Source organism: Ruegeria sp. AN11 (assembly GCF_056536005.1).
In genome coordinates this window covers 2,269,442-2,288,543 of sequence record NZ_JBQFJD010000001.1, presented here as the reverse complement: position 1 = coordinate 2,288,543, position 19,102 = coordinate 2,269,442, and the positions used below count along the sequence as shown (strand labels likewise).

Genomic DNA, 19,102 nt, shown 5'->3' with positions numbered 1-19,102 from the left:
ATAGCATATCGCCCGGGATTCGTCAGAATCGGCGTTGCCAGAACACTTGAAGCTTCGGAACATCCTTCTGTGATATGTTCCGGTCTGGGCTCAAAGCAGAGATTTGATCACAACCGCCCCAGCAACTCCGCCGTGGGCCACGCATCCGCAGGCAGCCCCAACCGGACCTGTTCGGCTTGCACCGCAGCGCGTGTCCCAGCGCCCAGAATGCCATCGATCTTGCCCACGTCATGCCCGCGCGCCTGCAGCTTGCCCTGCAACTGCTTCATTTGCGCACCGGACAGGCCCTGCGCCGGATTGCCCGCATTGTAGATCTGCGCGCCTTCAAGGCGTGTTCCGAAATAGGCGGCGGTCAGAACATAGACAAAGCTCTGGTTCCATTCGAAATAAACGTCGAAATTCGGATAGGCCAGAAAGGCCGGGCCCTTGTGACCCTGCGGCAGGATCAGCGAGGCGGGCAAATCCGCCAACGTCCCATCGCGCGCCTGAACGCCCATCGCCTGCCATTCTGACACAGGCCGCGGTTTGCCGGGGCCGGACAGCGACCAATCCATCTGCGCTGGTACCGTGACTTCCTGCAGCCACGGCTGACCCGGTTGCCAGCCCAGATGCGACAGCATCTTTGCCCCCGACATCAGCGCATCGGGCGCGGATGTCTTCAATGAGACCTTGCCGTCGCCGTCCCCATCGACACCGTTTTCCAGAATGTCACGCGGCAGCATCTGCACCATTCCGATCTCGCCCGCCCATGCCCCGGTGGTGCGGGCCGGGTCGAAATTGCCTTGTTGGTACAGCTCGATTGCCACGAAGATTTGCGGCCGGAACAGTTCGGGGCGGCGGCAGTCATGGGCCAGCGTCACTAGCGCGTTGCGGGTGTTGAAATTGCCCTGAAACGCGCCGTAATCGGTCTCGAACGCCCAGAACGCTAACAACACGCCGCGTGAGACGCCGTATTCCCGTTCGATCCGGTCGAACACCGCATCGTATTTTCCTGACATGGCCTTGCCCCGGTCGATCCGGTTCTGCGAGATCAGGCGACGGGAAAACTCGATGAAGGGTTTCTGGAACACGCCCTGCGCCCGGTCGGCTTTCAGCACTGCGCCATCCTGCTGAACACCATTGAAAAAGCCGTCCACGGTGGATGTGTCGAATCCCTGCTCAATGGCTTCGTCTTTCAGGCCCTTTACAAAGGAATTGAACCCGCCGCCGCATTGGGCAAAGGCAGGGGCGGCAAACAGGGTGGCGGCGACCAGGCCGGAAAGAAAACGCATGAGTGTGCCCGTCAGAAAATAAAGTTAAGCCCAACCCACACCGACACGAGGCCCAGTGCAAGCCCCCAAACCCGCCAAAGCATGTCACATGCGCGGAAAACCTCTGTCGCGCCGATCTCGCGCGGGGCTTCGCCATTGACCCATGCCAGATCGCGCACCTGCCCGTCGTAGCTGCGCGGGCCGGCCAGTGCCACGTTCAGCGCCCGCGCCATAGCGGCTTCGGGCCAGCCTGCATTGGGCGAGATATGCTGGCGCGCATCCCCTGTAATTTCAGGCCAGCGGTTCCATTGTCCCGACAACGCCACGATCATCAGACCGGTCAGCCGGGCCGGGATCAGGTTCAGCAGATCGTCGAACCGGGCCGCGGCCCAGCCGAATTCCCGATATTTGTCGTTGCGATAGCCGATCATGCTGTCGGCGGTGTTCACGGTCTTGTAGATCAGCAGGCCCGGAAGCCCCGCGACCAGAAACCAGAAGGCCGGCGCGATCACCCCGTCGCTCAGGTTCTCGGCGGCGCTTTCGATGGCCGAGCGTGCAACCTGCGCCTCGCTCATGTCGCGCGTATCACGCGACACGATCATCGCGACCTTCGCGCGCCCTTCGGGCAGGGATGCTCGCAACCCGTCCGCCACGTCCTTTACATGCGACACAAGCGATTTCTGCGCCAGCAGGATGGCGCAGATCACGACCTCGGCCATCCATCCCAGAAGCGAGAGCGCCCAGCCAATCAGGACCGACGCAACAACCAGCAGGGCGACAACCCCGACACCCTTGAGCCGTCGTCTGGCCCCATGGTTCAGGCGCTTGTCCAGCCAGCCGATTGCATTGCCGATTACCACTGCAGGGTGACGCAACCGCGACCACAGCCAATCCGGTTCACCCAGCGCAGCGTCTAGGGACATGGCGCAGATCAGCACGAACGCGCCAGTCACAGCGCGGCCTCAAGCCTGCCCCAGCCGTTGGCGGGCGGCAGACCAAGACGCAGGTAGGTTTCGGAATAGGGAAAGATGCGGCTCCAGATATGGGCCTGGGCCAGACGGTCCTGCCAGGCGGCGGCATTGTCCACCTCGTAGAGGCGGAACAGGGTCGTTCCCCCGACCAGCCTTGCGCCCTTGTGCGTGACCAGCCTGTCCAGCTGTGCGGCTTCGTCACTCAACCTTGCACGGGTGGCCTCGGCCCAGCCGGTGTCCTGCAGCGCCCGGGTTCCGATACGCAGGGCCGGACCCGATACCGCCCATGGCCCGGTCAGATCGTTCAGTCGGGCGATCATGTCCTTCGGACCGACGGCAAAGCCCAGCCGCAACCCCGCCAGCCCCCAGAACTTGCCAAAGCTTTTCAGAACGATTGTGCCGGGACGGTCCGACAGACGGATCAGTGAGGCGCCGGGTGTGACGTCGCAAAAGCTCTCGTCAATCACAGTCAGCGGAGAATCGGCGTCGCGTTCGGCCCAGATCCGGCCATCCGGGTTGTTGGGGTGCACAATCACCCGAGCCTCGGCCGCGCCGTCCCCGGTGACCGTCCAGCCCTGTGCGGCAAACGCCGCCGAGTGTTCATTATAGGTGGGCATCGTGATCTGGACCCGCCCCGTCGCTGCAAGCGCGGGAATGCGCGCGATCAGGGCCGACGCGCCGGGCGCGGGCAGAATCGCGGCCTCATCGGGAACCGACCAGAACTGGCGCGCAGCCTGGGTCAGACGCTCGAACGCGCCGTGATCGGGCAATTCCGTCCAGTCAGATGGCACCAGCCCGGAAACATCGTAGGGATGAGGGTTGATCCCGGTCGACAGATCAATCCAGTCGCTGCGCGTGCCACCATAGCACCGGATGGCCCCGTCCAGCCCGCCGCCGTGATCCCGGGTGCTGCGCGCGTTCAGGTTGTTATCGCCGCCGATCATGTGAATTCTGCCCCAAAACGCCCGATTCAGCCCGCTTCAAGCGGATTTTTGCCATTTTGACAAGCAAATCCGCGTGATCGGGGTCCCTCAAGGCCGTCATTAACACTTTGTTAAGGAAATCGCGTGATCACGAATTACGGGGGTCGGCACCGTTCACCTTATCAAGTGCCGAGGTTGTTGCAAATGAATGTTCTGATTGTTGAGAGTAACCCCGACCTTGGTCGGGTCTGGAAAAGGCATCTGGAAAGACAAGGCGCGATCGTTACGCTCGTCGCCGGTCAGGAGGCTGCGATCCTTGCGCTTTACGGAACGGCCTTTGACGTCATCGTTCTTGACTTGGTTCTGGAAACCGGCAGCGCGCTGGCGGTCGCGGATTTTGCCAGCTATCGCCGCCCCGAGGCGCGGGTGATCTTTGTCACCAACACAACGTTCTTCTCGGACGGTTCGATCTTTGCCCACAGTCCCAATGCCTGCGCTTATGTGCAAAGCGAAACGCCGCCAGAGGATCTGGCGGCGATGATCGAGCATTACGCGGCGGGTCGCTGATCGCGCCGGTGCGGTTCTGAATAATCCAGCACCGGGTTCACGGGAATGATGCGATGCGGGTTTATGCTGTCGTGGCTATAGTGATAGTGGCGCACGATGTGGTTCATGTTCACCGTCTGCGCGACGCCCGGCCACTGATACAGTTCGCGCGTATAGGCCCAGAGGTTCGGGTAATCGATCAGCCGCCGTTTGTTGCACTTGAAATGCAGATGATAGACTGGATCGAACCGGATCAGGGTGGTGAACAGCCGCCAGTCGGCCTCGGTCACGCGGTCCCCCATTAGGTAGCGGTTCCGGGCCAGCCTCTCCTCCAGCCAGTCCAGCGTGTCGAACAACGGATGCACGGCCGCGTCGTAAGCTTCCTGTGTGGTGGCAAAGCCTGATTTGTAGACACCGTTGTTGAAGTCGGAATAGATGCGGGCGTTGACCGCTTCGATCTCATCCCGCATCGCCTCGGGCCAATAGTCATCGGTATTGCCGGTGATCCCGTTGAAGGCGCTGTTAAACATCCGGATGATTTCCGAGCTTTCGTTCGACACGATCGTCTCCTGCGCCTTGTCCCAAAGGATCGGCACCGTCACACGACCCGAATAGGCAGGATCGGCTTTGGTGTAGATTTGATGCGCATGGGTCAGACCATAAAGCGTGTCGCCCGTGGCACCTTGCGCGTCCGGTTCGAATGTCCACCCCTGATCCAGCATGTCCGGGTTGACCACAGACACGGAGATATGATCGCGAAGACCCTTCAGTTCCCGAAAGATCAGCGTGCGGTGCGCCCAGGGGCAGGCAAAACTGACATACAGGTGATAGCGCCCGCTTTCCGCCGCAAACCCGCCCTTGCCCGACGGGCCGGGGCTGCCATCGGCGGTCAGCCAGTTGCGAAACTGCGCGGCCGAGCGTTTGAAAGCTCCGCCGGTTGATTTGGTGTCATACCAGGTGTCATGCCACGTGCCGTCGATCAACAGGCCCATATCGGCTCCTCCGTTTGCAGTTCCCCAAAACATATGATGCCGCGCCGGACCTTCCTACGTCACCAAGCGCGCAACCGGTCTGCGCCCGTGCACATCCGGCGCTGGGATTTTCGTGCAACAGATCATTGGCAAGCCGCGCCATGTGACCCGGTTCACTGGATTTTTACATCCATGCCCTCACAATAAAGGGCACCGAAGGGGAATTTTTGTATGAGTACGTATGTTTCAAAGGAAATGCGCGCCGAGTTGGACGCTGCGCGAATCGCCACATTGAAGAAAGCCAGCCGTTTGCGGGTGGAGATGGGCGACAATTACTTCAAGATCCTCAAATTGTGGAAAGACGGTTTCTCGGTCGAGGCCGCGACGACCCCGCGCTTGCGCGGGCTGGTCGACATCTATGACGGAGCAACCCACCTGTACCAATGCCTGATCATCGCCGATGAAGAGGAAGCGGGCGAAATGCGCTATGAATTCAAGCGCAACACCGTTGCCGCCGACAGCGCTCCGCTGGATTTCTACCGATCCCCCGATGCGCCGATCGCACTTCTGGGGCATGAGGACTAGGGGCGGACTTCCACCGTCCTACCGTGTTCCGTAAGGCTCAAAAACTGCGCTATCTCGATATTGGAAATTGCAATGCAGCCTGCTGTCCAATCGTCGGGCAAGGTCGGCCCGACAACGCCGATGGGTTGCCAGTGGATGAAAATATCGCCACGGGGATCAACCCCTGCTGCCGCGCCAGGGCGATGCCCTTCGGTTGCGGATAATCAATCCCAATGGACAGGTGAAACGCGCTTTGCGGATTGTCGCGATTGACGGCGAAAATACCCTCGGGCGTATTGCCGTCGCCTCCCCGTACCTTATTGCCATCTGCTGCAAACCCCAGCGCGATATCGGGCTGCATCACCACCGCGCCCTTCAGAGTAGCGGTCAGGCGCCGGGCAGATTTCTCGATCAAAAAGGCCCGGCGCACCTGTTACTGCAAGTCGCCAAACGCCCGTTTCAGCCGGGCGCAGGCGTCTTCGACCCGTGATTTCTGGGTCGCCAGATTGAACCGCTCAAACGTCTCGCCGCCCGTGCCGAAACCGGGGCCCGATGAGGTCGCGATCTTTGCATCCTCGCGCAGGCGGCGGACAAATTCGGCGTGATCCATCCCGGTGCCCGAGAAATCGACCCAGGCCAGATAGGTCGCCTGCAACGGCATCGACCACAGTCCGGGAATTTCGGCGATGGCGGCATCGAACAGTTTCCGGTTGTCGATCAGATGCGCGATCTGCGCATCGACCCATTCCGCCCCCGCAGGGGAATAGGCGGCGGTAACCATGGCAACGCCCAGAGCGGATGGATCATAGTCCAGCGTGTAAAGCCGGTGCCGCATCGTGGCGCGCAGCTTGTCGTCGGGGATGATCAGGTTGCCGGTGCGTTGACCCGCGATGTTGAACGTCTTGGACGCCGCCGTCAGCGTCACCGTCCGGGGCCGCGCCTCGGGGGCGGCGACATCCATCGGCACGAAGGTGTTTCCAGGATAGACCAGATCGTGGTGAACCTCGTCTGAAACCAGAAGCAGTCCGTTGCGTTCGGCAAAGGCAGCTACAGCCCGCAGTTCATCCGGCGTCCAGACCCGGCCCGACGGGTTCTGCGGCGAACACCACAGCAGCAACTTCTCGGACCCGTCCAGCCGCGACTGCGCATCTTCCAGATCCAGCGCGTAAGTATCACCGTCGCGCACCAACGGGCATTCCACGACGCGCCGCCCGGTCTTGTTCACCTTATGGGCAAACTCGTGGTAAACCGGCGGGAAAATGACCACGCCATCACCCGGTTCGCTCCAGACATCCAGACACAGTGCAATGGCATTACCCAGGCCTTGCGCGGACAACACCCAGTCAGTGTCGATTTGCCAGTTGTGCCGGGTTTTCATCCACCAGGCGATGGCCTCAAGGTATTGCGGGTGCTGCCAGGAATACCCGAAAGTCCCTTGATCGGCCGCCGCGCGCACCGCTTCGATCACGCAAGGCGCGGTGGCATAATCGGAATCCGCCGTCCACATCGCCAAACCGTCCCGGGGTGAAACTCCGTACAATTGTTCCATCTTGTCCCACTTGGTACAGTTGGTTTCGCGGCGGTCGATCGGGTCGTTGAAAGTCATGTCTGCTCCATTTGTCACGCCGAAAGCTAGCCACTATTGACACAAGCGCAAGGGGGGCGTTGCGGCTGGGCTCGCGTTGCCCTAAATCAGCCTCATGAAACGTGATATTCTGATCCATCCCGATCCCCGCCTGAAAAAGGTCTGCGCGCCTGTGGCCGACCTGACGGACGCGCTGCGCACGCTGGCCGACGACATGCTGGAGACGATGTATGATGCGCCCGGCATTGGCCTTGCCGCGCCGCAGATCGGCGTGCTCGAGCGGCTGATCGTGCTGGATTGCGTCAAGGAAGAGGGCGAAGCGCCGCGCCCGCTGATCATGTTCAACCCGGAAGTCATCGCCGCCTCGGAAGAAAACAATGTCTATGAGGAAGGCTGCCTGTCGATCCCTGAACAGTATGCCGAAGTGACCCGGCCCAAGGTGGTGGTCGTGGCCTGGATGGACGAGAACGGCAATGCACGCACCGAAACATTTGACGGTTTGTGGGCAACCTGCGTTCAGCATGAGATCGACCACCTGAACGGAAAGTTGTTCATCGACTATCTCAAACCGCTCAAACGCCAGATGATCACCCGCAAGATGCAGAAGCTCAAACGCGAACGGGCCCGGACATGACCGTCCGCACCTGCCTGCCCTGGCCGGACAAGCGCCTGCGCACAAAGGCAGATGACGTCACCGAGATCACCGACGAAATTCGCGCCATCTGGAACGACATGATCGACACGATGGAGGCGATGCCGGGCGTTGGCCTCGCTGCGCCTCAGATCGGCGTCATGCTGCGGCTGGCCGTAGTCGATGGCTCGACCGAGCGGGGCCGGGCGATCCGGCTGGCAAACCCGGAAATCCTGCACAGTTCCATTGAGCTGCGCGAGCATGATGAGGCCAGCCCGAACCTGCCCGGTGTGTCGGCCAACGTGAAGCGTCCGCGCGCGGTGACGGTGAAATACATCAATGAACAGGGCGTCGTCGACCGCCGCGACTTTGTCGGGATCGAGGCGACAAGCGTTCAGCATCAGATCGACCACCTGAACGGACGGATGTATTTCGACCGCCTCAGCAAGGTCAAACGCGACATGCTGCTGCGCAAGGCCAAGAAACTCACGTAGGCCGGGCTTCAGCCCGGCACCCCCCAACCCCCGGAGCCGACGATGCGCATAATCTTCATGGGAACCCCTGATTTCTCGGTCCCGGTGCTGGATGCGCTGGTCGAGGCCGGGCACGAGATCGCCGCCGTCTATTGCCAGCCGCCGCGCCCGGCCGGACGTGGAAAAAAAGACCGTCCGACCCCCGTACATGCCCGCGCCGAGGCGCTGGGCCTGACCGTCCGCCATCCCGTTTCGCTGAAATCAACCGAAGAACAGGCCAAATTCGCGGCACTGAAGGCAGATGTAGCCGTTGTTGTCGCCTATGGGCTGCTCCTGCCGCAACCCGTTCTGGATGCGCCCGCGCGGGGGTGTCTGAACATCCATGCCAGCCTGCTGCCGCGATGGCGCGGCGCCGCCCCGATCCACCGGGCGATCATGTCGGGGGACGCGCAGACTGGTATCTGCATCATGCAGATGGAGGCCGGACTGGATACAGGCCCGGTCCTGCTGCGTCAGGCAACTGATATCGGGCCCGAGGAGACGACGGTCCAATTGCACGACCGGCTGTCTGACATGGGTGCCGGGCTGATTGTCGAAGCGCTTGCCAAACTGCCTGATCTGACACCCGAGCCGCAGCCCGATGATGGCGTGACCTATGCCACCAAGATTGACAAGGCCGAGGCGCGCATCGACTGGGCACGGCCCGCCGTCGAGGTTGATCGCCAGATCCGCGGCCTGTCACCGTTTCCCGGCGCATGGACGGATATCAGCGGCGAGCGCATCAAGCTGCTGGGGTCGCGTCTGGCCGAAGGGCAGGGCGCACCGGGCGAAGTTCTGGATGCAACCCTGCGCGTGGCCTGCGGTGACGGGGCGGTCGAACTGCTGCGCTTGCAAAGGGCGGGCAAAGGCGCGCAGGATAGGGAAACCTTTCTGCGGGGCTGGCCGATCCCAACCGGCACCCGGATGTCTGCGGAGTAAGCTGAATGTTCATGATCCTGATGGGCACCGTCGTGATCGCCGGAATTGTGGGGTATCTGGCTGAAAAGACGGGCTTTACGCATAACGGATATCTGCCCTCGATCATCATCTGCGTTGGCGGGGCTTTTCTGTTCTATTTCGTCCGTATCATGTTCGGCATCAGCTTTGGCCCGCCCGGTCTGGACGCAATGCTGTCCTCCATCGGGGCCCTGATCATCGTGCCGACGCATTGGAGGAAATGACATGCCGGTTGTCGCCTTGATCGTGATCGGAGCCGCCGCAGGTTTCCTCGCCACGCGATTGATGCGGATCGAGGCCGATATTCCCACCACCATGCTGATTGGCATCGTTGGCGCTCTGATTGGCGGCTTTGTGTTGCGGATGCTGGTGACTGTGATGGGCTGGCTTTCCGGCTTCGTCGGCGCTGTTTTGGGCGCGCTTCTGGTGATCTGGCTGTGGCAGAATTACCTGCGGCGCTGATGTCTTGACCTTTCGGTGCGTTAAGGGCCAGATCACGGCCGATCCGCAACGTAAGGAAGTCCAATGCCGCATGATCTGAAACCGGGTGACGTCGCCCTGATGGGTGTCCCGCTGGACCTGCATTCCTCATTCCTGCAAGGTCCGGCCTTTGCCCCGGGCCGCATCCGCGAGGCGTTGCATTCCGGTGCCGCCAATCTGACCGCCGAAGACGGCACCGATCTGGGCGCGACCGACCGGTTCAGGGACACGGGCGATCTGGACGTGTTCGAGATGCGCGGCCAGGAACCCATTGACCGGATCGAAACAGGGGCAGCCGAGCGCATCGCCACAGGCGCGCGGTTGTTGTCGCTGGGCGGCGATCATTCGGTCGCCTTTCCACTGATCAAGGCGCATTCCGAACGGTACGAAGGGCTGAACGTCCTGCATATCGATTCACACCCCGATCTGTATGACGAACAGGATATCGGCCCGCTTGGCCATGGATGCCCCTTTGCCCGCGTGATGGAAAGCTGCCGGATCAACCGTCTGGTGCAAGTTGGCATCCGGACGATGAACACCCATCAGCGAGAGCAGGCCGAAAAGTTCGGGGTCGAGGTCATCGACATGCGCAACTGGCGATCCGACCTGCAGATTTCTTTCGAAGGTCCGGTCTACCTGTCGCTGGATCTGGACGCGCTGGACCCGGCCTTTGCGCCCGGTGTCTCGCATCACGAACCCGGTGGACTCAGCACGCGCGAGGTCATTGACCTGATTAACCGGTTTCAGGGCCAGCTGGTCGGTGCGGATATCGTGGAACTGAACCCGCATCGCGACCCTTATGGCATGACGGCCATGGTCGCGGCCAAGTTTGTCAAGGAAATCGGCGCGCGCCTGCTGCGCCGTTAGCGGTCGTCACAAACCTCGGCTGATCCAAGCCGCGGGGCGGTGCCGGTCGTCATGCCAAACAGTTCGGTCTCGGCCGCGGTCATCCAATGCATGCCCTCGGCCGGGGCTGCGGCCAGCGTGAACCAATAGAACTCCTCGGGCGCGCCGATATCGCGGAAATAGTCCAGATAGCGGTCGTGTTCGGGGTCGGTGGTTGGAATTTCGGTCGCAACGATGCCTGCCCCGCTCCAGCTGTGAACGCCGACGCAGGCGCCCGGCTGCAAAATGCGCCGCTTGCCGGCCAGGAACAGATCCGTTCCGCCAGACGCAATCAGCCCGTTTGACGGAACGATGATGTCGAACCCTGCATCATGCACTGCGCGGCTGAACACCACATTGGCGTCATCGTCCGCCGACCCTTCGATATTCAACAACACCAGCGTCCGGATGTCTGGGTTGCGCGCGACGACCTTTTCAAAGGCGGCAAGCGTGGTGTCATCGATTGTGCCGGTTGCGATGATCTGATCATCCCGGGCGACAAACTGCACAGGCTGGTAAAACGTGCCGCATGACGCCAGCAGGCTCAGGCAGGTGCAAATAATGACTGGCCTGGTTTTCATCCGGAAACTCGCACTGTGATGGCCATGAGGTATCAGCGCGAAGATGGCCCGTCCACCGGTCAGGGCGACACTGCGGCTCAGGCCTGCGCCTTCTTGGGTTTGAACGGGGCCATTCCGGCACGGGCCAGTTCATCGGCACGCTCGTTCTCGGGGTGTCCGGCATGGCCCTTGACCCATTCCCAGGTCACGTCATGGTGCGACTGTGCTTCGTCCAGCCGCTGCCACAGATCGACATTCTTGACCGGTTTCTTGTTCGAGGTCTTCCAGCCGTTTTTCTTCCAGCCGAATATCCAGCCGGTGACGCCGTTTTTGACATAGGCGCTGTCGGTCACGATGGTAATCGCGGACGAACGCTCCAGTGTTTCCAGCGCACTGATCGCGGCCAACAATTCCATCCGGTTGTTGGTGGTTTCGGCCTCTCCGCCGTTCAGTTCACGCTCTTTCAGAATGCGTTCGCCATCCACCGCGCGCAAAAGAACACCCCATCCGCCGGGGCCGGGATTTCCCGAACACGCACCATCGGTGTAGGCAAACAGATCAGGCATGGGCGAAAACCAGAACGAACCCGTCATAGGACCCGGCCAGCCCTTTTCCCATCCCGGTCACGCAACGATCCAGCGTGAAACCGGCATCGGCCAGCGCCGCTTCGATCTCGGGTTGTGAATAATAGGTGTAGTACCGATCCAGATCGTCGCGATGTTCGCCCGTACCCAGTTTCATGCCCAGAAACAACTGGCCGCCGGGTTTCAGCGCCCGGTGGATCGCGCTCAGGTGTCGGGGGAAATCGGCGCGTGGGGCGTGCAGCAGGGAAAAGCTGGCATAGATGCCGTCGTATTCGGCCTCTTCGGTGACGTCCTCGAACGTACCCAGATGCGCATCCACCCCGTTCTCGCCGGCATGGTCCACAAAGGCTGGCGTGGCATCCAGCGCCCTGACCTTCAGGCCCTGCCGCATCAGAAACGCACTGTCCGATCCGGGGCCCGAGCCCAGATCCAGCACGTATCCGCCTGCGCCGACCGCGTCGGCAAAAGCCTGTCGTGCCTCAAGCTGTTCGGCAGGCAGCGGCATCTGCAGATAATCCGATACCCGGCTGGTATAGGCGTCGATCGTTTTCCGGTCCGGCATCACGCAGGTTCCCTCAGTACGCGCGGCACTTTGAACTCCACGTTTTCCACGGCGGTCTCGACCAGTTCGACGGTCACGTCGTAATGATCGCGGAAGGCGTCGATCACCTCGTTGACCAGCACTTCGGGGGCCGAGGCTCCGGCGGTGATAGCGATGCTGGAAATCCCCTCAAGCGCACGCCAGTCGATCTCGGTCGCGCGCTGCACCAGCTGTGCGTAATTGCACCCCGCGCGGGACGCGACCTCGACCAGACGGCGCGAGTTGGACGAGTTCGGTGCGCCCACCACCAGCAGGGCATCGGATTTCGGTGCTACCGACTTGACCGCTTCCTGCCGGTTGGTGGTGGCGTAACAGATGTCTTCCTTGTGCGGACCGACAATGGCGGGGAACCGCGCCTCAAGGGCCGCTACGATATCCCGCGTGTCATCCACCGACAGGGTGGTCTGCGTGACAAAGGCCAGCTTGCCCGGGTCGCGCACCTGTACCTGCGCCACATCGTCGACGGTTTCCACCAGCAGCACCTCGCCATCGGGCAGTTGCCCCATGGTGCCGACAGTCTCGGGATGGCCTTTGTGGCCGATCATGATCATCTGCAGCCCGGCATCCGCGTGGCGCTGTGCCTCGACATGGACCTTGGACACCAGCGGGCAGGTGGCGTCGACATAGATCATCTCGCGTTGGGCGGCTGTTGCGGGAACCGATTTTGGCACACCATGGGCGGAGAAGATCACCGGTCGGTCGTCGGGGCATTCGTCCAGCTCCTCGACAAAGACCGCGCCCTTGTCGCGCAGCCCGTCGACCACGAATTTGTTGTGCACGATCTCGTGGCGCACATAGACAGGCGCGCCCCATTTCTGCAGCGCCATTTCCACGATCTTGATGGCACGGTCCACACCGGCGCAGAAGCCCCGCGGGGCAGCAAGGTAGAGTGTCAGGGGCGGCTTGGTCATTGGGCGGTCTCCTTACGGCACAGGTATTTCTTTTCCTGGCCTTGGTCCAGACAGAACCGCGTCATCGATCTGACATGAATCGGTGTTACCAAGATGGTGTTTCAGCACCTGTTCCTAGTTAAAGAAAGCGCGGCGAGGATCCAGATCCTGACCGCGCATATTTTTTCCCCATCAAGAAAACGTTGGCCGGGTCAGTGCCCGCCAGCGACCGCGACACTGCGCGTCTCAGCGGGCATCTCGCGCGGAGGGCGGCCGATCACGTCGCGCAGGTCCTCGAGTTCGATAAAGTTGTCGGCCTGGCGGCGCAGCTCGTCCGAGATCATCGGCGGCTGGCTACGGATGGTCGAGACGACCGAAACGCGCACGCCTTGGCGTTGCAGGCTGGCAATCAGCGGGCGGAAATCCCCATCGCCCGAGAACAGCACGATATGATCCACGCGCGGTGCCAGTTCCATGGCATCGACAGTAAGCTCGATATCCATGTTCCCTTTGACTTTCCGACGCCCCATGCTGTCGGTGTATTCCTTGGCCGGCTTTGTCACCATGGTGAAGCCGTTATAGTGCAGCCAGTCGACCAGCGGGCGGATGGGTGAGTATTCGTCGTTTTCCAGTAGCGCCGTGTAATAAAAAGCTCTAAGCAGTTTGCCTCTGCGCATGAATTCCTGACGCAGCAACTTGTAGTCGATATCAAAGCCGAGTGCTTTCGCGGCCGCATAAAGATTCGAGCCGTCGATGAACAGCGCCAGCCGTTCGTCCTTGTAAAACATAAATAGGTCCTTCCGGTATAATCCAGAGCGCCGCTTGTTACGTGAGTGAGCGAGTGAGAAAAATTATGGGCACCCCGATACTCCATAATTTAGTGCTTTTAATGTGTATCGCAAGTATGCAATTCGCCGAATATAGGGGGTGTAATGGTTAATTCTTCGTTAATCGCGGTTGTAGCGCTGGGCGCCAATCTCAGTCTGAGAGGAGCCGCGCCGGAAATGACCCTACGTCAATCTCTGGATGCGCTGGCGCACCGGGGTGTGGTGATTCGCTCTGTCAGCCGCTTTTTTGCGACCCCCTGTTTTCCCGCCGGTGCGGGTCCGGATTACGTCAATGCCGCGGCTTTGATCGAAACGGATCTGGCACCGGAAGACCTGCTTCAGATCCTACACGAGGTCGAGCATGAGTTCGGGCGCGAACGCGCGCAGCGCTGGGGGATGCGGACGCTGGATCTGGATCTGGTCTGTTACGGCGACCAGGTGCATCCGGACCGGGCGGAACATGACCGCTGGCGCACCCTGCCGACGCAGGACCAGGCCCGTCAGGCCCCCGACCAATTGATTCTGCCGCACCCACGCCTTCAGGACCGGGCTTTCGTGCTGGTTCCGATGGCGGACGTGGTACCCGACTGGCAGCATCCCGTACTGGACCGGACGGTGACCGAGATGGTCGCAGCTCTGCCGCCTGAAGATGTTGCGCAGGTTACGCCGCTGTGATCCGCGCATTTTCGGTATTTCCCGCTTGTCAATGCCGGGATTCGCGCTTAGATAATCCCCTTCCTGACATGGATTCAGTAACGGAGAGCGCTCAATGGCCCGCGTGACGGTTGAAGACTGCGTAGACAAGGTACCGAACCGGTTCGAACTGGTGATGCTCGCCGCCCATCGTGCGCGCGAGATTTCTGCCGGTGCGTCGATCACCGTGGACCGTGACAACGACAAGAACCCCGTCGTGTCGCTGCGCGAGATTGCGGACGAAACCCAAAGCGCGGATGACCTGCGCGAGCGTCTGATCGAAGCCAACCAGACCCAGATCGAGGTTGATGAGCCGGAAGAAGATCAGATGGCGCTGCTGATGGGTGCGGAATCGGACAAGCCTGCCGATGACGACATGTCGGAAGAAAAGCTCCTGCGCGCTCTGATGGAGGCACAGGGTCAGGGGTAAGCCCAAAGAATGAGGGTGCGGACCGGATGATTTCTGCTGACGACCTGATTGCGCTGGTCCGCAACTACAACCCAAAGACAAATGCTGATCGCATCGCCCGCGCCTATGAGTTCGGGATGCAGATGCACGAAGGGCAGTTCCGCCATTCCGGCGAGCCCTATTTTTCCCATCCGGTTGCCGTTGCCGCCATCCTGACCGAACAGCGTCTGGATGATGCAACGATCATCACGGCGCTGCTGCACGACACGATCGAAGACACCAAAGCCAGCTATGGCAAGGTCTCGGAACTGTTCGGCGATGAGGTCGCCAAACTGGTCGACGGCGTCACCAAGCTGACCAACCTGCAACTCTCCAGCCGCGAAACCAAGCAGGCGGAAAACTTCCGCAAGCTTTTCATGGCCATGTCCAAGGACCTGCGGGTCATTCTGGTCAAGCTGGCTGACCGACTGCACAACATGCGCACCATCAAGGCGATGCGCCCGGAAAAGCAGGTGCAAAAAGCGCGCGAGACGATGGATATCTATGCGCCGCTCGCAGGCCGCATGGGGATGCAGTGGATGCGCGAGGAACTCGAAGACCTCGCCTTCCGCGTCCTGAACCCCGAAGGCCGCCAGTCGATCATTCGCCGCTTCATCACCCTGCAACGCGAAACCGGCGACGTGATCCACCGCATCACCGGCGACATGCGGCATGAGCTGGAAAAGGCGGGCATCGAGGCCGAGGTCTTTGGCCGCGCCAAGAAACCCTATTCGATCTGGCGCAAGATGCAGGAAAAGGATCAGGGCTTCTCGCGCCTCTCGGACATCTACGGATTCCGCATCATCACGCCCAGCGAGGAAGATTGCTATCGCACCCTCGGGGCCATTCACCAGCGCTGGCGCGCGGTGCCCGGTCGGTTCAAGGATTATATCAGCCAGCCGAAATCGAACGGCTACCGCTCGATCCACACCACGGTTTCGGGGCGTGACGGCAAACGGGTCGAAGTTCAGATTCGCACCCGCCAGATGCATGACGTTGCCGAAACCGGTGTCGCCGCGCACTGGTCCTATCGCGATGGCGTGCGCTCGGAAAACCCGTTTGCCGTCGACCCGGCCAAATGGATCGCCAATCTGACCGAACAGTTCGACAACGAGGATGATCACGAAGACTTCCTCGAAGCGGTCAAGTTGGAGATGTATTCCGACCAGGTGTTCTGCTTCACCCCCAAGGGTGACGTGGTGAAACTGCCGCGCGGGGCGACACCGATCGACTTTGCCTATGCCATTCATACCCGCATCGGGCATGCCTGCGTGGGGGCAAAGGTCGATGGTATCCGGGTGCCGCTGTGGACCCGGCTCAAGAACGGACAGTCGGTGGACATCATCACCGCCGATGGCCAGACGCCGCAGGTCACATGGCTGGAGATTGCCGTCACCGGCAAGGCGCGCACTTCGATACGGCGCGCCCTGCGCGAGGTTGACCGCGAGCGGTTCATCAAACTGGGCAAGGAACTGGCCCGCGCCGGGTTCGAACATGTGGGCCGCAAGGCCACCGACAAGGCGCTGGACACCGCCGCCAAGCACCTGCGCCTGAAGGATCGTCATGAATTGCTGGCCCGTCTCGGCAGCGCCGAACTGACCGCGCACGAGGTGGTCAGCGCCGTCTATCCCGAACTGACCCAGGACGACGGCGATGCCATCCCGCAGCGCCGCGCGGTCATCGGGCTTGAGGCGGGGCAGAAATTCGACCGCGCGCCCTGTTGCCAGCCGCTGCCGGGTGAACGCATCGTTGGCATCACCTATCGCGGCAAGGGCGTGGTGGTCCATGCCATCGACTGCGACCGCCTGTCCGAATTCGAGGATGAGCCCGAGCGTTGGGTTGATCTGCACTGGCATCACGGCACCCATCAGGCGGTTTATGGCGCGACACTTGATCTGACCATCGGCAATGATGCCGGTGTGCTGGGGCGAATCTGCACATTGATCGGCGAGAAAAAGGCCAATATCTCGAACCTGGAATTTGTCGACCGAAAACCGGATTTTTACCGCCTGCTGATCAATGTCGAACTGCGTGATCTGGAGCAGTTGCATTCGCTGATGCTGATGCTCGAAGCGGAAAGCGACGTTGCCGCGGTGGAGCGTTTCAGGGATCGGACTAAAACCGCAGTGGCGGCTGGTTGAGAGAGGGTGATCACGAGTGGTTTTCAAGCGCCGAGACCGACGCTCGCCTGCCCGGATCGCTTCGGAATTTGTCTATCCCCGTGGGGGCTGGACCCGTGCCTTTCACTATGTCAAACACCGCGTCCGTCGCCTGCCTGACACGCCCGAACGCATTGCGCGCGGTATCGGGGCAGGGGTCTTTGCCGCGTTCACCCCTTTCTATGGTCTGCACTTTCTGGTCGCGGCGGTCGGCGCGCGGCTGATCAACGGCAATATCCTGGCCTCCCTCAGCGGCACGTTTTTTGGCAATCCTCTTACTTATGTCCCCATCGGTGTGATCTGCCTGCAAACCGGGCATTTCCTGCTGGGAACCGAGTTCGAAAAAAGCGAAACCCGGGGTCTGATGGGCAAGTTCGCCGATGCCATGGGCGATCTGAAGGACAATTTCTTCGCGATGTTCACGGACCGGGTCGCAGACTGGGACGGACTGAGTATCTTCTATAGCGAGGTATTTTATCCCTACATGATCGGCGGCGTCCTCCCGGGCCTTCTGGCCGGGATAATCTGCGGGTATCTCAGCCTGCCGCTGATCCGCAAATACCAGCAGCGCCGCCGGGCGAAGATCAAGGCGAAGTTTGAAGAAATCAAACGGCTGGCCGGTGCAAAGACTGCCGTTCCCGAAACAAAGCCTCTAGGCTCGGGCCAAAACCAGAAAAAGGAATCGCGTGATGTCTGACAACTATCTGCGTCTGGGCGTGAATATCGACCACGTGGCCACCGTGCGCAACGCCCGTGGCGGGGACTATCCCGACCCTCTACGCGCCGCAAGGTTCGCGGAAGAGGCGGGCGCGGACGGCATCACCGCGCATTTGCGCGAAGATCGCCGCCATATCTCGGACGCCGATATCGACGGGCTGATGGAGGTTCTGACCGTGCCCCTGAATTTCGAAATGGCCGCGACCGACGAGATGCAAAAAATTGCCCTGCGCCACAAACCGCACGCAGTGTGCATCGTTCCGGAAAAGCGTGAGGAACGCACCACCGAAGGCGGGCTCGAAGTCGCGCGCGAGGAAAACAAGCTGGCCCATTTCATCGCCCCCCTGCGCGATGTCGGCTGCCGCGTGTCGATCTTCATCGCCGCCGACAAGCGCCAGATCGACGCCGCCCACCGTATCGGTGCCGAGGTGATCGAACTGCATACCGGCGCCTATTGCGATTTCCACGCCGAAGGCCGCATGGAAGACGCCGCGCGCGAGCTGGAAGCGCTGCGCGAGATGTCCACATACGCCCATTCGCTGGGGCTCGAAGTTCACGCGGGCCATGGCCTGACCTATGAATCGGTCAAACCCGTTGCCGCTTTCCCCGAGGTGCGCGAACTCAATATCGGCCATTTCCTGATCGGCGAGGCGATTTTCCGGGGCCTAACACCAGCGATTGCCGAGATGCGCCGCCTGATGGATGAGGCGCGCGCATGATCACGCCCGCCTTTGTCGCGATCTGGTTTGCCTGGCTGATGGCCGGGGGCTCTCCGGGTCCGGCGACGATGGGCATCGCGGGCACCGCCATGAACGAAGGCCGTCGCGCGGGCCTGGTGTTTGCACTGGGAATCTGCGCCGGTTCCGCTGCATGGGGCGTCGCGGCGGCGTTCGGGCTGTCGGCGATCATGCTGGCCAATGTCTGGGTGTTCGAGGTGATCCGTTATATCGGCGTGGCTTATCTGGGCTGGCTGGCCCTCAAGGCCCTGCGCTGCGCCTTGTCCGCGGATGAGGTCGCGCTGGGCAACCCGGTCACTGGCTCGCTCCGCACGATCTTCGCCAAAGGTGCCGCCATCCACCTGACCAACCCCAAGGCGATCCTCAGCTGGGGCTCGATCTACGCCATCGTCGCCCCGAACGATGCCAGCCTTGCGATGCTGCTGGGTTATTTTGCAATGCTCTACGCAGGCTCACTGCTGATCTTCATCGGCTACGCTTTCCTGTTCTCGTCCGAGCGCATGGTTCGCTCCTACCGCCGCGCCCGCCGCTGGTTCGATTTCGCCTTTGCCGGTTTCTTTGGCGTGGCGAGTTACAAGATACTGACGGTGCGGGTGTCGTGATGCGAGAAA

26 protein-coding genes are annotated in these 19,102 nt (G+C 61.2%); 14 read left to right on the top strand and 12 right to left on the bottom strand.

Going from position 1 to position 19,102, the window contains the following annotated elements:
• Positions 1-107: 107 nt before the first annotated feature.
• Genes ACR3EQ_RS11315 through ACR3EQ_RS11305 form a run of 3 tightly spaced genes read right to left on the bottom strand, consistent with a single transcriptional unit; the run spans position 108 to position 3,165 of the window.
• Entirely contained in the window at positions 108-1,271 is a 1,164-nt protein-coding gene (locus ACR3EQ_RS11315) for a lytic murein transglycosylase (protein ID WP_480490670.1), read from the bottom strand.
• Positions 1,272-1,282: 11 nt separating this feature from the next.
• A complete protein-coding gene (cbiB, locus tag ACR3EQ_RS11310; protein ID WP_480490668.1) occupies positions 1,283-2,203 on the bottom strand; it encodes an adenosylcobinamide-phosphate synthase CbiB in 921 nt (306 codons plus the stop codon).
• Positions 2,200-3,165, bottom strand: a complete 966-nt coding sequence (locus ACR3EQ_RS11305) for a threonine-phosphate decarboxylase (RefSeq protein ID WP_480490666.1) — start codon at positions 3,163-3,165, stop codon at positions 2,200-2,202. Before ACR3EQ_RS11305 ends, cbiB begins: the two co-directional genes overlap by 4 nt.
• Positions 3,166-3,348: 183 nt before the next feature.
• On the opposite strand from ACR3EQ_RS11305, the gene ACR3EQ_RS11300 reads away from it, so the two are divergent.
• Positions 3,349-3,711 carry a response regulator transcription factor gene (locus ACR3EQ_RS11300; protein WP_170611970.1) on the top strand — a complete coding sequence of 121 codons (363 nt, stop codon included), beginning with the start codon at positions 3,349-3,351 and terminating at the stop codon, positions 3,709-3,711.
• On the opposite strand, the gene ACR3EQ_RS11295 is transcribed toward ACR3EQ_RS11300, so the two are convergent.
• Entirely contained in the window at positions 3,693-4,682 is a 990-nt protein-coding gene (locus tag ACR3EQ_RS11295) for a glutathione S-transferase family protein (RefSeq protein WP_170611968.1), read from the bottom strand. The genes ACR3EQ_RS11300 and ACR3EQ_RS11295 overlap by 19 nt on opposite strands.
• Positions 4,683-4,892: 210 nt before the next feature.
• Between ACR3EQ_RS11295 and ACR3EQ_RS11290 the strand changes: the two genes are divergently transcribed.
• A complete protein-coding gene (locus ACR3EQ_RS11290) occupies positions 4,893-5,246 on the top strand; it encodes a hypothetical protein (RefSeq protein ID WP_170611966.1) in 354 nt (117 codons plus the stop codon).
• On the opposite strand, the gene ACR3EQ_RS11285 is transcribed toward ACR3EQ_RS11290, so the two are convergent.
• From ACR3EQ_RS11285 to ACR3EQ_RS11275, 3 genes are read right to left on the bottom strand one after another with little or no spacing between them, the layout of a single operon-like run.
• On the bottom strand, positions 5,243-5,347 hold the full coding sequence (locus ACR3EQ_RS11285) for a hypothetical protein (RefSeq protein ID WP_480490665.1): 105 nt from the start codon (positions 5,345-5,347) through the stop codon (positions 5,243-5,245). The two genes, ACR3EQ_RS11290 and ACR3EQ_RS11285, sit on opposite strands and share 4 nt — an antisense overlap.
• Positions 5,296-5,655 carry a L,D-transpeptidase family protein gene (locus ACR3EQ_RS11280; RefSeq protein WP_170611963.1) on the bottom strand — a complete coding sequence of 120 codons (360 nt, stop codon included), beginning with the start codon at positions 5,653-5,655 and terminating at the stop codon, positions 5,296-5,298. The genes ACR3EQ_RS11285 and ACR3EQ_RS11280 overlap by 52 nt, the downstream gene beginning before the upstream one ends.
• 3 nt (positions 5,656-5,658) lie before the next feature.
• The gene (locus ACR3EQ_RS11275; protein ID WP_170611962.1) at positions 5,659-6,831 is read right to left on the bottom strand and encodes a PatB family C-S lyase; all 1,173 of its coding nucleotides are present in this window, start codon (positions 6,829-6,831) and stop codon (positions 5,659-5,661) included.
• Positions 6,832-6,925: 94 nt separating this feature from the next.
• On the opposite strand from ACR3EQ_RS11275, the gene def (ACR3EQ_RS11270) reads away from it, so the two are divergent.
• The 6 genes from def (ACR3EQ_RS11270) (at position 6,926) to speB (ending at position 10,257) form a co-directional block, all read left to right on the top strand.
• Positions 6,926-7,444 carry a peptide deformylase gene (def, locus tag ACR3EQ_RS11270; RefSeq protein WP_480490663.1) on the top strand — a complete coding sequence of 173 codons (519 nt, stop codon included), beginning with the start codon at positions 6,926-6,928 and terminating at the stop codon, positions 7,442-7,444.
• Positions 7,441-7,935 carry a peptide deformylase gene (gene def, locus ACR3EQ_RS11265; protein ID WP_480490662.1) on the top strand — a complete coding sequence of 165 codons (495 nt, stop codon included), beginning with the start codon at positions 7,441-7,443 and terminating at the stop codon, positions 7,933-7,935. The genes def (ACR3EQ_RS11270) and def (ACR3EQ_RS11265) overlap by 4 nt, the downstream gene beginning before the upstream one ends.
• A gap of 42 nt (positions 7,936-7,977) precedes the next feature.
• The gene (gene fmt, locus ACR3EQ_RS11260) at positions 7,978-8,892 is read left to right on the top strand and encodes a methionyl-tRNA formyltransferase (RefSeq protein ID WP_480490661.1); all 915 of its coding nucleotides are present in this window, start codon (positions 7,978-7,980) and stop codon (positions 8,890-8,892) included.
• A gap of 5 nt (positions 8,893-8,897) precedes the next feature.
• Positions 8,898-9,134: a hypothetical protein gene (locus tag ACR3EQ_RS11255; RefSeq protein ID WP_170611953.1), complete on the top strand. Its 237-nt coding sequence runs from the start codon at positions 8,898-8,900 to the stop codon at positions 9,132-9,134.
• Position 9,135: 1 nt separating this feature from the next.
• A complete protein-coding gene (locus tag ACR3EQ_RS11250; protein WP_170611951.1) occupies positions 9,136-9,372 on the top strand; it encodes a GlsB/YeaQ/YmgE family stress response membrane protein in 237 nt (78 codons plus the stop codon).
• Between the two features lie 63 nt (positions 9,373-9,435).
• Positions 9,436-10,257, top strand: coding sequence for an agmatinase (speB, locus tag ACR3EQ_RS11245; protein ID WP_480490659.1), 822 nt, complete (start codon positions 9,436-9,438; stop codon positions 10,255-10,257).
• Here speB and ACR3EQ_RS11240 read toward each other — a convergent pair.
• The 5 genes from ACR3EQ_RS11240 to ACR3EQ_RS11220 form a co-directional block, all read right to left on the bottom strand.
• Positions 10,254-10,856 carry a COG3904 family protein gene (locus ACR3EQ_RS11240; protein WP_480490657.1) on the bottom strand — a complete coding sequence of 201 codons (603 nt, stop codon included), beginning with the start codon at positions 10,854-10,856 and terminating at the stop codon, positions 10,254-10,256. The two genes, speB and ACR3EQ_RS11240, sit on opposite strands and share 4 nt — an antisense overlap.
• A 77-nt stretch (positions 10,857-10,933) precedes the next feature.
• Positions 10,934-11,401 (bottom strand): ribonuclease HI, encoded by a 468-nt coding sequence (gene rnhA, locus ACR3EQ_RS11235; protein WP_170611945.1) that lies wholly within the window; start codon positions 11,399-11,401, stop codon positions 10,934-10,936.
• Positions 11,394-11,981, bottom strand: coding sequence for a class I SAM-dependent methyltransferase (locus tag ACR3EQ_RS11230; RefSeq protein ID WP_480490656.1), 588 nt, complete (start codon positions 11,979-11,981; stop codon positions 11,394-11,396). Before ACR3EQ_RS11230 ends, rnhA begins: the two co-directional genes overlap by 8 nt.
• Positions 11,981-12,931 carry a 4-hydroxy-3-methylbut-2-enyl diphosphate reductase gene (gene ispH, locus ACR3EQ_RS11225; RefSeq protein WP_170611941.1) on the bottom strand — a complete coding sequence of 317 codons (951 nt, stop codon included), beginning with the start codon at positions 12,929-12,931 and terminating at the stop codon, positions 11,981-11,983. Before ispH ends, ACR3EQ_RS11230 begins: the two co-directional genes overlap by 1 nt.
• Positions 12,932-13,122: 191 nt before the next feature.
• Entirely contained in the window at positions 13,123-13,698 is a 576-nt protein-coding gene (locus tag ACR3EQ_RS11220) for a LabA-like NYN domain-containing protein (RefSeq protein WP_170611939.1), read from the bottom strand.
• Between the two features lie 144 nt (positions 13,699-13,842).
• Here ACR3EQ_RS11220 and folK point away from each other — a divergent pair, with 144 nt between their 5' ends.
• The 6 genes from folK (at position 13,843) to ACR3EQ_RS11190 (ending at position 19,093) form a co-directional block, all read left to right on the top strand.
• Positions 13,843-14,412, top strand: coding sequence for a 2-amino-4-hydroxy-6-hydroxymethyldihydropteridine diphosphokinase (gene folK / locus ACR3EQ_RS11215; RefSeq protein ID WP_480490654.1), 570 nt, complete (start codon positions 13,843-13,845; stop codon positions 14,410-14,412).
• Positions 14,413-14,506: 94 nt separating this feature from the next.
• The gene (gene rpoZ / locus ACR3EQ_RS11210; RefSeq protein ID WP_170611935.1) at positions 14,507-14,860 is read left to right on the top strand and encodes a DNA-directed RNA polymerase subunit omega; all 354 of its coding nucleotides are present in this window, start codon (positions 14,507-14,509) and stop codon (positions 14,858-14,860) included.
• A gap of 26 nt (positions 14,861-14,886) precedes the next feature.
• Positions 14,887-17,019, top strand: coding sequence for a RelA/SpoT family protein (locus tag ACR3EQ_RS11205; RefSeq protein WP_480490653.1), 2,133 nt, complete (start codon positions 14,887-14,889; stop codon positions 17,017-17,019).
• A 16-nt stretch (positions 17,020-17,035) separates the two neighbouring features.
• Positions 17,036-17,734: a DUF2062 domain-containing protein gene (locus ACR3EQ_RS11200; RefSeq protein WP_170611931.1), complete on the top strand. Its 699-nt coding sequence runs from the start codon at positions 17,036-17,038 to the stop codon at positions 17,732-17,734.
• Positions 17,727-18,473 carry a pyridoxine 5'-phosphate synthase gene (locus ACR3EQ_RS11195; RefSeq protein WP_170611929.1) on the top strand — a complete coding sequence of 249 codons (747 nt, stop codon included), beginning with the start codon at positions 17,727-17,729 and terminating at the stop codon, positions 18,471-18,473. Before ACR3EQ_RS11200 ends, ACR3EQ_RS11195 begins: the two co-directional genes overlap by 8 nt.
• Complete coding sequence (locus ACR3EQ_RS11190) at positions 18,470-19,093, top strand: LysE family translocator (protein ID WP_480490651.1); 624 nt, start codon at positions 18,470-18,472, stop codon at positions 19,091-19,093. Before ACR3EQ_RS11195 ends, ACR3EQ_RS11190 begins: the two co-directional genes overlap by 4 nt.
• Positions 19,094-19,102: the final 9 nt, after the last annotated feature.